This window comes from Snodgrassella sp. ESL0304 (assembly GCF_013344995.1).
GTDB lineage: Bacteria > Pseudomonadota > Gammaproteobacteria > Burkholderiales > Neisseriaceae > Snodgrassella > Snodgrassella alvi.
In genome coordinates this window covers 388457-402493 of record NZ_JAAEDR010000012.1, presented here as the reverse complement: position 1 = coordinate 402493, position 14037 = coordinate 388457, and the positions used below count along the sequence as shown (strand labels likewise).

The window sequence follows — 14037 nt, the reverse complement described above, 5'->3', positions numbered from 1 at the left end:
TATTCTACTGTACAAAATATATTAAATAACAATGAGTTGTTAAGCCTCGTTAATATTACCAGACATATTATTTTGTGTTTGCTCGGAAATTGCCTGCATAATAGCTGCCCGGTGTATCTCATCACTATAATCTTCACATTGTTCCGGACTGATACCCAATTTAATAAATAAAGCATTATCTTTTTCAACTTGAGGATTGGATGTTGTAAGCAATTTATCTCCATAAAATATAGAGTTTGCTCCTGCTAAAAAAGCCAGTGCCTGCATTTGCTCATTCATTTGTTCCCGTCCTGCGGATAATCGTACATGTGATTTGGGCATCATAATACGGGCAACAGCAAGCATTCTGATAAAATCAAACGGTTCAATATCCTGTTCATTCGCTAAAGGTGTACCTTTAACCTTGACCAGATTGTTGATGGGAACACTTTCCGGATGTTCATCTAAATTAGCCAGTTGAATTAATAAACTGGCTCTGTCTTTTAAAGATTCCCCCATTCCAAGAATTCCGCCTGAGCAAATTTTAATGCCTGCTTCTCGGACATAAGCCAATGTTTGCAAACGCTCTGCATAAGTACGGGTAGTAATGATGTTTCCGTAAAATTCTGGTGAAGTATCTAAATTATGATTATAGAAATCTAATCCGGCCTCAGATAAAGCATGAGCCTGATCCTGTGACAATTTGCCCAGAGTCATACAGGTTTCCATGCCCAGTGCTTTAACACCTTTTACCATCTCCAGAACATACGGCATATCTCTGGCAGTGGGATGCTTCCAGGCAGCACCCATACAGAAACGTGTTGAACCAATTGCTTTTGCAGCCTTGGCTTTTTCAATTACTTTTTGAACTTCAAGTAATTTTTCTTTTTCCAGACCGGTATCGTAATGAACTGACTGGGGGCAATATTTACAGTCTTCCGGACAAGCACCGGTTTTTATAGATAATAAGGTTGAAACTTGCACTTTATTAGCGTCAAAAAATTGTCGGTGTATTGTTTGTGCTTTAAATATCAGATCATTAAATGGCAGTTGAAATAATTTGATAACCTCTGGTAGTGACCAATCATGGCGAATAATGCTTAACGACATAAAAGTTTCCTTTAAATAACAGGCATAAAATTTACATCGCATGATAATACTTAACTTAATAAAGTCAATCTCTCCGTAAATCAAGTTTATATTTAAACAAATTAAAATCTGATTTTTTTACTGCATAAGTAAAGTGTATGATTACTATCTGGCTAGAAACTCAGATAATTTTTGAAAAAGGGAATTTAATATGCAATGTTGTGTAATTATTACTGGTCATAGTCGTGGGTTAGGACGGGCTCTCACAGAATATTACCTGACCAAAGAAGTTAAAGTTGTCGGTCTATCACGGCATGGCTGGGATAATCCGCCGGAAAAATTACTGGAATATTCAATTGATTTTTCTGATGCTGATGCTATGGCGACATTAATCCGTTCAGCCAGCTGGCAAAGTGGTCTTGAAAATAAAAATGAAATTATTCTGATAAACAACGCTGGTATGGTAGAGCCGAATTCAATAATAGGCCAGCAGGATTGTGATGCAATTATTAAAGCGGTAGCCGTAAATATTACTGCACCATTACTATTAACTAATGCGGCGATTGCCGCTACGTCGAAAGCTGAAATTCGCATTGCGCATATCAGTAGTGGTGCCGGGCGGCATCCGGTAGCAGGCTGGAGCGTATATGGAGCCACTAAAGCGGCACTGGATCAGCATGCAGCAGTAGTAGCGGCTGAACAACATCCGCATGTACGTATTGCCAGTATTGCTCCCGGCGTTGTTGATACCAATATGCAGCAAAATATCCGTTCTGCCGATGCTGATAAATTTCCCCTGGTACAAAATTTTATTGGCTTAAAGGATAAAAATCAGTTGCAAAGTACTGAAGATACTGCAAAAAGAATTGCGGATATGATTGCTGCAGATGATTATGGCCGGCAAATTCTGCGCGATGTACGGGAACAGAACGGGGTTTGATATAATAAGCCCTTTTTGCTTTGGCTGATAACTATATGACCGGTATTACTTACCAGCAACAATTATCTGATAAACAGCACTATCTGGAGCAACTATTTGCAGACTGTGCTTTTCCGCCAATACAGATTTTCACTTCTCCGGCTTCTCATTACCGGATGCGTGCGGAATTTCGTATCTGGCATGAAGGAGATAGCTGTAGTTATGCTATGTTTACCCCGGGAGAAAAAGCCAGTACTGGTAATGTATGTAAAATACGTGATTTTGCCATAGCTCATGAAAATATTAACTCATTGATGCCAGTTTTACTGGACAAAATACAGGCCAGAGAAGAGTTAAAAACACGCTTATTTCAAGTTGAATTTTTAACAACACTGGCTGGCGATACGCTGGTTACTCTGATTTATCATAAAAAACTGGATGATGTCTGGGCTAAGTTGGCGAAGTCGCTGGCCACTGAACTGAACATTCAGATCTTGGGACGCAGCCGTGGGCAGAAGGTAGTTCTGGAACGCGATTATGTTATTGAACGCTTAAAAGTTCATAATGAAATCTTTGAGTATAAACAGTTTGAAGGTGGTTTTACACAGCCGAATGCAGAAGTTTGTCAGTCGATGCTGGGTTGGGCTGTTGATGTTGCTCAATCGATCAATGGCGGAGATCTACTGGAACTTTATTGTGGCAATGGTAATTTTACTTTGCCGTTGTCCCGCCAATTTCACAAAGTTCTGGCTACAGAAGTATCAAAAACTTCTGTACAGGCAGCGCATTGGAATATTGAAAATAATCATATCCATAATATTGCACTAGCCCGACTTTCGGCAGAAGAATTTACAGAAGCATTTACAGGCATCCGAACTTTCCGGCGATTGGCCAGCGAGCAGATTAATCTGGCTGATTATCAGTTCAGTACGGTTTTTGTGGACCCTCCGAGAGCCGGTATTGATCATGGCACCCTTAAGTTGTTACAGAAATTTGATAACATTATTTATGTATCCTGTAATCCGGTCACTTTGCACGAAAATCTGCAAACATTATTAGCTACTCATAGCGTTAAACAGGCCGCCATGTTTGATCAGTTTCCTTTCACACCGCATATTGAATCTGGTGTCTGGCTAAAGAGACGCTGATTAAATTTAATTTATAAATAGTACTTTGCCTAAATGATAAAAAAACTGCCTGATAAATTTTATCAGGCAGTTTTTTATCAAAAGAATAAATTAATTTTTCTCTTCAGTCTGCACTTTTTGACGTAAACGCAGGCCAAGCTCACGCAATTGTTTTTCGTCAACATGATTTGGTGCATCTACCAGTAAATCCTGCGAACGCTGAGTTTTCGGGAATGCGATAACATCACGAATTGAATCAGCACCAGCCATCAGGGTTACCAGTCGGTCCAGACCAAACGCCAGACCTCCATGCGGAGGAGCACCGAATTTCAGGTTGTTCAGCAGAAAACCGAATTTATTCTGTTGCTCTTCGGGAGTGATTTTCAGTGCAGCAAATACTTTCTCTTGAATATCTGCACGATGAATACGAATAGAACCACCGCCGATTTCCCAGCCATTTAGCACCATATCATAAGCACGGGCAATACACTGATCCGGTGCAGATACCAGTAAATCCTCATGACCGGCCTTAGGTGCAGTAAAAGGATGATGCATAGCAGACCAGCGATGTTCTTCTTCATCATATTCGAACATCGGGAAATCAACTACCCATAATGGACGCCATTCGTCAGCAAAATAGCCGTTAGCAGCACCATGCTCGTGACCAATTTTAACGCGCAGCGCGCCAATAGCTTCATTAACCACTTTGGCTTTATCAGCACCGAAGAAAATGATATCGCCATTTTGTGCACCGGTTTTCTCAATAATAGACTGCAAAGCACGATCAGAAAGGAATTTCACAATCGGAGATTGCAAACCGCTATCTTCTGTATTGTTTACTTTGCTAATGTCATTTACTTTGATATACGCCAGACCTTTTGCGCCATAGATACCAACAAATTCTGTATAGGTATCTATTTCCTTACGGCTCAGGCTGGCACCATTAGGGACACGTAAGGCAACAACACGGCCGTTTTTCATATCGGCAGCCGCACGAAATACTTTAAACTCTTCCGTTTTCATCAAATCGGTTAATTCGGTAAATTGCAGATTTACACGCAAATCCGGTTTATCCGAACCATACAGGAACATAGCTTCATGCCAGCTCATGCGCGGGAAAACAGGTAGGTCTACAGCCAGAGCTTCCTGAAAAACCAGCTTAACCATGTTTTCAGTGATATCCATGATTTCGTTTTCACTTAAAAACGAAGTTTCAAGGTCTATCTGAGTAAATTCCGGCTGACGGTCAGCACGCAGGTCTTCATCACGGAAACATTTTACAATCTGGTAATAGCGGTCAAATCCTGCCACCATCAGTAGCTGTTTGAATAGCTGCGGAGACTGCGGTAACGCAAAGAATTCACCCGGAAATACACGGCTGGGTACCAGATAGTCCCGTGCACCTTCCGGAGTAGAGCGGGTTAACATCGGTGTTTCGATGTCTATAAATCCCTGACTGTCCAGATAGCGGCGAACAGCCATAGCAACACGATAGCGCAGTCGCAGATTATTTTGCATTACCGGACGGCGCAAATCGATTACGCGGTTAGTCAGACGTACATTTTCACTGATGCTTTCATCATCAATTAAAAATGGCGGGGTGGCAGCAGTATTGAGTATGTCAATTTCTTTGGCTAATAGTTCAATACCGCCGGAAATCATTTTATCGTTTTTGGTACCTTCAGGACGTGCACGTACACGACCGGTAATACTCAGTACATATTCGTTACGGGCAGAGTCAGCCAGAGTAAAAGCTTCAGGTGTATCCGGGTCAATCACTACCTGTACGATACCTTCCCGGTCGCGCAGGTCAATAAATATTACACCGCCGTGATCGCGGCGGCGATGTACCCAGCCTTTTACGGTAACAGTCTGGTCGAGATATTGCTCATTAATTAAGCCACAATAGTTGGTTCGCATTTTGATGCCTTTGTTACTATGATTACGGTTAATTGTGTCATTCAGGATTATCATTTCCGGCCAATCATGCATTAATGCGGTTTGGCTGGTTTGTGTAAAGAGAAAATAGCCTGTAATGATTGGTTGTGCGGTGGTTCATCCGGCTGCACCATACCCAGTGAAATAACATATTTCAGTGCATCATCCACGCTCATATCAATTTCGCGGACATCTTTACTGTTAACCATAATATAGTAACCACCTGTCGGATTAGGGGTAGTGGGCACATATACTGAAATATAATTATCTGACGAAGTTTCTTCAGGGTGGTGTGGCAAGGCGGATGCTAGTTTATCCGGTATGTGACCTGATACGAATCCGATAGTCCAGATATCTGGCTGAGGAAATGGTACCAGTACGGGTGTTTTAAACGACTGCCGGGAATCTGACAATAGAGATTCAGAAACTTTTTTGACTCCGGAATAAATACTTTTTACGACAGGAATACGTCCCCACAACGCATCCCAGGCAGCGAATATTCTGCGTCCGAGCATATTTGCTGCCAGTAAACCAGTGAAAAATACGACAATAATAGCAAACAGTAAGCCTAAACCATGAATCTTGAATCCCAATATTGCCTGAGGCTGCCAGTGAGCAGGCAGAATGTTGACAAGCTGATCTGCCATGCCAATGATATAGCTGATTACCCAGATTGTTACAATAATAGGTAACCATACCAGCACGCCAGTGAGCATGTATTTCTTTAATGATTTTTTCAGTTTTCCGCCCTCGGCAGGCTGTTGTGCCATAGTGTGATTAAGTCCTTTTAATTAAAGCCGGCTTAAAATTATCAAACTTTATATTATACCCATATTTGTTTGTTTTCACAGCGGCATTACTGAGATTAATTAAATTTAATTCAACAGTACAGATACTGAAAATTCAGATTAGCAAAATAACTGTATATTTTCAAAACAACATATTGGAATTTCATCTTAATCCGGATTAAACAATTTTAATAGAACTGAATAAAACCCGTTAATCGAGTATTTATTTTTTCATTTGCCTGATTTAATTTTATGCATGATTATCTGTCCTGTTATTATTTCAGATTTCTATAAATCTAGTATTAAAAAAGCTTTAACGGCTAAAAAATTACAATAACATTTTTAAATTAATTCAGTATAATGTGGTTATGGTAATTACAAATAAATATTTATCTGAAATTAACAGCAGCTTGTATGTCAAAAACTCTCATAGTCAGTGGATGGTTACCGTGGTGGGTATTGGGTGTTTGCGGTTCTTATCTGCTGCCATCACCAGCGATTTTACCGTGGATATATGCTTTTTTTATTTTGTTAGTCTTCACAGTTTTTACGCGCTGGCAGTTTTTTTTGTTTGGTTGTGCTTTATGTGCCGGAATAATATTTGCATTATGGCGCACGGATAATTTATTACAAAATCAATGGCCACGTACTGATAAAGCAAGTGTGCAAAATATTACGCTTACTGTAAGCGATATCCCGCAATATGAACAGCAACGCAGTCGTTTTGTAGCACAGGTTAAATTACCTGATGGCCGGCAACAGCAATGGCTACTTACTGATTATTCAAAACAACAATGGCCGGCTGGCAGCCGATGGCAAATAAAAGCAAAAGTGCGAGCCATAATCGGTGAAGCTAATAAGGTTGGTTTCAATCGTGAAGCATGGGCACTGGCTAATCATATCAGCGCTCAGGCTACTGTGGTAAAAGGTCAGCGCAAAGCACTTCCGGCTGCGTCCGGCTGGAAGGAAAAGCTCACAAACTGGCGCGTCTGGTGCGGCGGCCGATGGGAAACACAATCTCAGATATATCCGCAGGGGGTAGCATTAATAAAAGCACTTACGGTTGGCGAACAGTCTGCATTACCGGCTGAGGCATGGCAGGTATTCCGTCCTTTGGGTTTAAATCATCTGGTCAGCATTTCCGGCTTACATGTAGGCATGTTAGCCATGCTTGCTGCATGGTTTTGCAGCAAATGCTTACAATATCTCCCTTTTCGGGTTTCACAACCATGGATACTGACACGTGGTGCAGCAGTAATTACTGCGATTGTATACAGTGCTCTGGCCGGATTTGCCGTGCCGACCCAGCGAAGTATGCTAATGATTATCATTCTGGCACTGACGTGGCGGCGGGGGTATTTGCGAGCATTTCAAATTTGGTGGCTGACGATAGCACTTGTATTGCTGTTTGATCCTCTGGCCGTTCTTAGTGTTGGTTTCTGGCTTTCTTTTTTGTTAGTTGCAGTTCTGATGTGGGCAGGAGAAGGTGTAAATCATAAAATTAAATTGTTTCAGTTAGTGCAGGCACAGTGGGCTGCCGGGCTTGCTTCAGTCGTACTGGTGGCTTTCTGTTTTGGTTCAATACCTGTCATATCGCCATTGGTAAATGCTCTGGCCATTCCGTGGTTCACACTGGTTCTGGTACCAATAGCATTATTATCAATGATTGTTCCGTTAGATTTCTTGCGTACTTTTGCTGCATATCTTACCGAAAAAACTATGCAGATACTGTACACAATAGCCGAATATGCGCCGGAATATTATCCCGCACATGCACCATTGGCTATGTGGTTACTGGCGATAATGTCTGTTTTAATTATGTTGCTGCCCCGAGGCTGGCATCTGCGTCCGCTATGCCTGCTAATTTTATTGTTAATGCTTAGTTACCGGCCTCCACGTCCCGCTCAGGGTGAAGCATTAGTTAGAGTATGGGACGTCGGGCAAGGTCTGGCTGTAAGCATTAGTACGGCCGGGCATGAATTATTATTTGATACGGGTACAGCATATGCTGCGCAATCGGTGTTATTACCTAATTTACGCGCAGCCGGTATCAGGCAACTTGATACGCTAGTACTCTCACATAATGATGCTGATCATGACGGGGGTGCTGTACTGATTAAAAAGCAGCTGCAACCTAAAAAAATCATCGCCGGACAAATCAGTGCATATCAGTATCCTGTCCACCCATGTACAGCCGGAGCTAACTGGCAGTGGGACAATGTCTGGTTTGAATTTCTTAATCAGCCAGTAGCAACTAATAAAAAAGGAAAAAATGATTATAGCTGTGTTTTAAGGGTAGTCAGTGCTGATAAAGCCGTGTTGATAACCGGCGATTTAGGTAAAAAAGGCGAGCAGGCCTTGCTAAAAGCTTATGGAGATAAATTATTTAGCCAGATTTTAGTTTTAGGTCATCATGGCAGCCGTTATTCAAGTGATGCTGCTTTTATCCAAACAGTTGCCCCTCAATATGCCGTGGCCAGTGCAGGCTATGCAAATCCTTACGGTCATCCGCATATTCAGGTGCAAGCGTTGCTGGCACAGGAAAATATTAGTCTTTTACGAACAGACCGGATGGGAGGAATACAGTCAATTTTATCCGAACGAAATTTGAGCTGGCAGCCATTACAGGTTTATAAACCATACTGGCAACGAAAACCGATAAAACAAACATCAAGGCTATAACAATTAAATGCCATAATGTCCTGGTGTATAATTATAAGGATCTGAAAGTAATCGGATAAAAGGAATCTGTATGTATTGGCGGAAAATTTGCTATTTAGGCATAGTCGTTTTAGCATTGGCTGCTTGTACTACACCTGAGCAAAAAGCTGCCCGTCAGGCCGAGCGTGCAGCAGCAGAAAAGGCTGCACAGCAAAAACTGCAGCTGGATCTGGCTGCACAGTGTGATACCCGTACTGCTGAATTAATGCGGGAACAAATGCAAAACCCGACATTTTTATCTGATCCTGCCAATGCCAAATTAGCAGAAGAATACCGGCAAAGAGTTAATTTGCCTATTTTTCAGAGTTGTTACAAGCTGGCATGGAATAATTATATTAACAAAATTAAATTGCAGCAGGCGCAGAACTGGGCAATGCAGCGCAGATGGGATGATGATATGGACTGGATGATGTTCCGTCCGCGCTGGTGCCGGGGTGTTCATAACGGACGCTCATACGTTTATCGTTGCTGACATCAAATTAATAAGCAATATAAAACAGGCAGGTACAGGCTGCCTGTTATGCTATTAGTCTATTTTACTGGCTTAATACATCTACACCTTTGGGCGGTGTAAATTTGAACTGATTGCGATTAAACTGCGGATGAGTATTAAGCTGACTGAAAGTAATATTGGTCAGATTACCAAAACTGTCTTTCAGCTGCATATTGGCCAGATTGTCACCACGAAAACCAATACGAATATTCTGATAGCCTGTATCGCTTCGTTTTGGAATGGCCCGAACATAATCAATGCCATTACTGCTGCCATCATCTGACAAGGTATAATTGGCATTCAACGCTAATTTATTCGAAAGAATAGCTGCCGGAGAATCGCCAATGGTCTGATTCTGAGAGCGCTTGGTTACCTGAGCTAAGTCCTGATCATATAACCAGACAGTTTTACCATCACCAACAATAGTTTGCTTATATGGCTGTGTATATTCCCAGCGGAAAAGTCCCGGGCGCTGAATGGAAAATGTTCCTGAAGTAGTTTGAGTACGCTTTTTACTGTGAACAGTCTGACTAAACTGACCGGAAATACCATCTGTATCGGAATTGAATTTTTGCAGAGTATCAAGACCTCCGGCATAGGCCAGAGTTAAATTGACAGTCATAAAGCCGGTTAGTATTGCTTTACTCAAAATTCGCATTAATTACTCCTTTGATGAACTACTAAAGGATATTTTAGCTGCTCCTGAACAAAGATGAAACTAAATTAAGCTATTAATCTCTGTTTGTATAATTACAAAATAAATGAATAATGACAATAGTCTTAACAAATAAGGAATTTGAAAATATCTGGCGAATATATCAATCAATGATGGTATAGGGATTTCTTATTAGTTTACATAAAATTTCTAAGAATTTTCAGAAAATAAATTTGCTAATGAAAAAGCCTTAAGTGAAAAGCTCTTTCATCAGCAATATTGGTGCATTTAATGTTTAGCAGCCTGCTCAAAACGGGCTAAATTCTGTTTAGCCTGTTGAAGCTTTGATGTATTTTCGTTTAATTTATTTTGTAATTCAGCAGTTTTTTCTGTATCTCCTTTAGCCTGAGCCTTGGCCAGTTTACGCTGTGTTTCACTGATTTTGCTGTCTAATTTATTAATTTTCTGAGTGTATTTTTGTCGTAAATCATCATTTGAGCAATTTTGGATGATGTCTGCTTTTTGTGCATTCAGCCGGTTAATTTGCTTTTGATTATGGTTAGCCTGTGCATATTGCAATTGTTTTTCAATCTGTTGCTGTTTTTCTTTACAGGTTTGCCAATTATGATCAGCTAGTGCAGGAATGGAAACTGCTAAAGTCAAAGTTAAAAGAACAGCTTTTGTTGTGCGTGAATAATACATTTTTAATCCTTTTATATATTAATAAATTGATATTGTAATTCATAATAGCTGATTAAAACCATTAAATTGTTAAATCATATTAAATCGCGGTTTATTTAGCAGCGACAGGACATGTATACTCAATCATAATTTTGCCATAACGTAACTTCTATATATGTCTATTGTCTTATTACTCGAATCTGCTTTGTTGAGTTGCCAGCCTGAGGAAAAATGTACGCTAAGTTTAACTGCACAGCAACTGTGCTCAGATACACCTGCGAATAGTCTGAGAAGGGATGAAACAGGTGAAATAAAAGATTTTCGTCTGGCCGGACATCCACCGAAACCTGAGTTAGTGCCTCCCTCCAGAGTTACAAACAGAAATTTAACTACTATAGAAGGTTATGCAGCTTTGTTGCATGCAGTTTGTCATATTGAATTTAATGCAATCAATCTGGCTTTAGACGCAGCCTACCGATTCAGATTATTACCGGAAGAGTTCACACGTGACTGGGTACGGATTGCTGCTGAAGAAGCAAAACACTTTCAGCTTATGCGTCATCGTTTGCAAGCAACCGGATATGATTATGGTGATTTTTCTGCTCATAATCATTTATGGGATATGGCTTATAAAACTGCATTTGATCCATTACTGCGTATGGCTTTAGTACCCAGAGTACTGGAAGCACGAGGGTTGGATGTAACACCGGGAATGCGTAAGAAAATTGCTCAAAAAGGGGATGATGAAACTTGTGCTGTATTGGATATTATCTATCGGGAAGAAGTAGGGCATGTACGTGCGGGAAATTACTGGTATCAGTATTTATGTAAACAGCGCGGACTTGAGCCACTGACATTATTTCGTCGCTTACTCAGTCGTTATGATTTATTTATTTTTCGCGGCTATGTTAATCTGGAAGCACGGGAACGAGCCGGTTTTTCCAGTTTTGAACTGGAAATGCTGGAAAATTTTGAGCAAAACCGCCAGACAGATATACATAACTGGCGGCAGGCTTTACAAAATTAAAAACAGCATATAGCCAGCTCTCACTATATGCTTATCTGTAAATTTATTTCATCGCATTGCATAAAGCATTTACATTATAACGGAACATATCAATGTATGTAGCTGCCGGAGCAGCTTTGCTCAGTGCATCAGAATAAAGACGACCAGATATTTTGGTTTGAGTCTCGCTGGCAATACGCTGAACCATCTTCGGATTTTTTATGTTTTCCATAAATATAGCTTTAATATGATCACGCCGGATCTGGCTGATAATAGCGGCAACCTGACGGGCAGAAGGCTCTGCTTCGGTGCTCATACCTTGTGGCGCAATAAATTCAATCCGGTAACGTTTTGCCATATAACCAAAAGCATCATGTCCGGTTAACACTTTTCGTTTTTCTGCAGGCACTGCATTAAACATTTTGCTTGCCCAGTTATTCAATCCGGCAAGTTGTTGCTGATATGCAGTCAGACGCTGCTGATAATAGGCTTTACCTTGCGGATCCACACTAATCAGAGCATTAGCAATGTTGCGTGCATATATTTGCATGAGAACAGGGTCATTCCAGACATGCGGATCGGTATGCTGATGATGTCCGTGACCATCATCAGCCAGCATTAACGGTTTAATATTCTGAGTAACAGTAAACATCGGTACTCGGCTTTGCTGAGCTGCACGTTGCAAAGCAAGAGGTTCAAGCCCCAGTCCATTAAGCAAAATCAGTTTAGCAGTACGCATGTCACGTAAATCTTTACTTACTAACTGATACATATGTGCATCCTGATCGGTACCAATCAGGTTTCGTACCTGTACTCGTTCACCGCCGATTTGCCGTGTAACATCTCCCAGAATACTAAAGCTTGTGATTACCGGTAATGGTGCTGCATGAATTATGCTGGCAAAACCAGTCAGAAATAAAGTTAACAGACAGATAAACAAACCACGTTTCATCAACTAATATCCTAGAATGAGTTTACTGAAAATTTTTCAGGCAATATGATGACGGTGACGTTTATATAACCGCCATAAAATACCGTTTTCACAACCAATAAATAAAGACAGAATATAAACAAAACCACAGCACAAAATAATTGCCGGACCTGAAGGCAGATCTATATAGTAAGAAAGCAGTAATCCGATAAATCCGCATACTATGGCAATACCGGCAGCAATCGTCATCATGCCTCCCATCGTTTTATGCCATAGCCTTGCACTGATAGCCGGTAACATCATCAAGCCTACAGACATCAGGGTGCCTAAGGCCTGAAAACCAGCTACCAGATTCAAAACGACAAGTATTAAAAAGATAATATGCCAGAGTGTCCCTTTTCCGTTTACGGCACGCAGAAACAGCGGATCGATACTTTCCAGCATCAGCGGCCGGTAAATAACAGCCAGTACCAGCATGGTTATACTGCTGACTACCGCAACCAAAGTTAAGGCTGCGCGATCAACCGATAAAATTGAGCCGAATAATAAATTCAGTAAATCGACGCTATTACCACCACGACTGACCAATACCACGCCTAAAGCCAGACAGGTAAGAAAAAAAGCTGCAAAGCTGGCATCTTCACGTACATCGGCAAAGCGGCTGGCCAGACCGGCCAGTAAAGCCATCAGTAAACCGGCAATAAAGCCGCCTAAACTCATTGCGGGCAGACTGAGACCGGCAATCATATAACCAGCAGCAGCACCCGGTAAAATTGCATGGCCTAAAGCATCACCAACCAGACTCATGCGGCGCATCATCAGAAAAACCCCTACCGGTGCCGTCCCCAAAGCAAGAAATACAATAGAGCAGAGTGCATAACGCATAAAATCGTAATCAGCAAAAGGTTCTGTAAGTAAATGGACAATATTCATCAGTTTTACCTGTCACACCACTGGTTTTGTTCATATTGCTGCATAGCTGCCGCTGCCTTTTGCAGATTATTTTCTGTTATGACTTTATCTGTTTTACCTGCTGCAATTTTTTCACGAGCAATTAATAGCGTATTGGAAAAATAGGCTTGTACTTGTTCATAATCGTGCAAAACGGTAATAACAGTACATTTTTGTTGCTGCTGATATGTCTTGAGTATATCCAGTAAAGCAAATGTGGTTGACGCATCGACAGCATTAAATGGTTCATCCAATAATAATACGCTTGCATTCTGAATCAGCATACGCGCCAGCAATACACGTTGAAACTGGCCGTTGGAAAGCTGAGCAATACTGCGGTCTTTATATTGCAACATCCCTACCTGGTTAAGTACATTAAAAATTCGCTGATACATGGTTTTAGATATACTGGCAAAAAAACCGGTTTCATACCATAAACCCATTGCTACCAGTTCAAATACACTCATCGGCTGGCTACGATCAATATCCGACTGCTGAGGCAGATAAGCAATATCGGAACGCTGCAATTTTCCCCAGCTAATTTGCCCGCTATCAGGGCGAACAAGATGCATAATGGCTTTAAGCAAAGTTGATTTACCCGCTCCGTTCGGACCAAATATAGCCCACATCTCATTCTTATTAAAATCAATATTGATATGATGAATAGCAGGTCGATGTCTGTAGCTCACAGTAACATTTAAAAGCTGAATACTCATGATCCGCACACCGCCCATGCATACATTAACCAGAGTAAAACCA

General features: G+C 41.1%; 13 protein-coding genes. 5 read left to right on the top strand and 8 right to left on the bottom strand.

Features of this window, described 5'->3' with window-relative positions; all coding sequences use genetic code 11:
• Positions 1–39: 39 nt before the first annotated feature.
• Complete coding sequence (gene bioB / locus GYX91_RS05415; protein ID WP_174830131.1) at positions 40–1089, bottom strand: biotin synthase BioB; 1050 nt, start codon at positions 1087–1089, stop codon at positions 40–42.
• A 190-nt stretch (positions 1090–1279) separates the two neighbouring features.
• On the opposite strand from bioB, the gene GYX91_RS05410 reads away from it, so the two are divergent.
• Together GYX91_RS05410 and trmA are read left to right on the top strand one after the other, a co-directional pair.
• Complete coding sequence (locus GYX91_RS05410) at positions 1280–2008, top strand: SDR family NAD(P)-dependent oxidoreductase (protein ID WP_174830130.1); 729 nt, start codon at positions 1280–1282, stop codon at positions 2006–2008.
• Between the two features lie 35 nt (positions 2009–2043).
• Complete coding sequence (trmA, locus tag GYX91_RS05405; RefSeq protein ID WP_174830129.1) at positions 2044–3135, top strand: tRNA (uridine(54)-C5)-methyltransferase TrmA; 1092 nt, start codon at positions 2044–2046, stop codon at positions 3133–3135.
• 90 nt (positions 3136–3225) lie between these two features.
• Here trmA and aspS read toward each other — a convergent pair whose 3' ends face one another.
• Complete coding sequence (aspS, locus tag GYX91_RS05400; protein ID WP_037395221.1) at positions 3226–5034, bottom strand: aspartate--tRNA ligase; 1809 nt, start codon at positions 5032–5034, stop codon at positions 3226–3228.
• Positions 5035–5105: 71 nt separating this feature from the next.
• Positions 5106–5822 carry a DUF502 domain-containing protein gene (locus tag GYX91_RS05395; protein WP_078475603.1) on the bottom strand — a complete coding sequence of 239 codons (717 nt, stop codon included), beginning with the start codon at positions 5820–5822 and terminating at the stop codon, positions 5106–5108.
• A 432-nt stretch (positions 5823–6254) separates the two neighbouring features.
• Between GYX91_RS05395 and GYX91_RS05390 the strand changes: the two genes are divergently transcribed.
• Positions 6255–8522 carry a DNA internalization-related competence protein ComEC/Rec2 gene (locus GYX91_RS05390; RefSeq protein WP_174830128.1) on the top strand — a complete coding sequence of 756 codons (2268 nt, stop codon included), beginning with the start codon at positions 6255–6257 and terminating at the stop codon, positions 8520–8522.
• Between the two features lie 70 nt (positions 8523–8592).
• On the top strand, positions 8593–9033 hold the full coding sequence (locus tag GYX91_RS05385; RefSeq protein WP_174830127.1) for a hypothetical protein: 441 nt from the start codon (positions 8593–8595) through the stop codon (positions 9031–9033).
• Positions 9034–9097: 64 nt separating this feature from the next.
• Here the strand turns inward: GYX91_RS05385 and lolA are convergent, their stop codons facing one another.
• Positions 9098–9712, bottom strand: a complete 615-nt coding sequence (gene lolA, locus GYX91_RS05380; protein WP_025330717.1) for an outer membrane lipoprotein chaperone LolA — start codon at positions 9710–9712, stop codon at positions 9098–9100.
• 285 nt (positions 9713–9997) lie between these two features.
• Entirely contained in the window at positions 9998–10411 is a 414-nt protein-coding gene (locus tag GYX91_RS05375) for a DUF1090 domain-containing protein (RefSeq protein WP_078475601.1), read from the bottom strand.
• A 154-nt stretch (positions 10412–10565) separates the two neighbouring features.
• On the opposite strand from GYX91_RS05375, the gene GYX91_RS05370 reads away from it, so the two are divergent.
• The gene (locus tag GYX91_RS05370; RefSeq protein WP_174830126.1) at positions 10566–11417 is read left to right on the top strand and encodes a ferritin-like domain-containing protein; all 852 of its coding nucleotides are present in this window, start codon (positions 10566–10568) and stop codon (positions 11415–11417) included.
• Positions 11418–11460: 43 nt separating this feature from the next.
• On the opposite strand, the gene GYX91_RS05365 is transcribed toward GYX91_RS05370, so the two are convergent.
• From GYX91_RS05365 to GYX91_RS05355, 3 genes are read right to left on the bottom strand one after another with little or no spacing between them, the layout of a single operon-like run.
• A complete protein-coding gene (locus tag GYX91_RS05365; RefSeq protein ID WP_110414211.1) occupies positions 11461–12348 on the bottom strand; it encodes a metal ABC transporter substrate-binding protein in 888 nt (295 codons plus the stop codon).
• A gap of 36 nt (positions 12349–12384) precedes the next feature.
• Entirely contained in the window at positions 12385–13260 is an 876-nt protein-coding gene (locus GYX91_RS05360; protein ID WP_078475598.1) for a metal ABC transporter permease, read from the bottom strand.
• A gap of 5 nt (positions 13261–13265) precedes the next feature.
• On the bottom strand, positions 13266–13994 hold the full coding sequence (locus GYX91_RS05355) for a metal ABC transporter ATP-binding protein (RefSeq protein ID WP_110414493.1): 729 nt from the start codon (positions 13992–13994) through the stop codon (positions 13266–13268).
• Between the last annotated feature and the right edge of the window lie 43 nt (positions 13995–14037).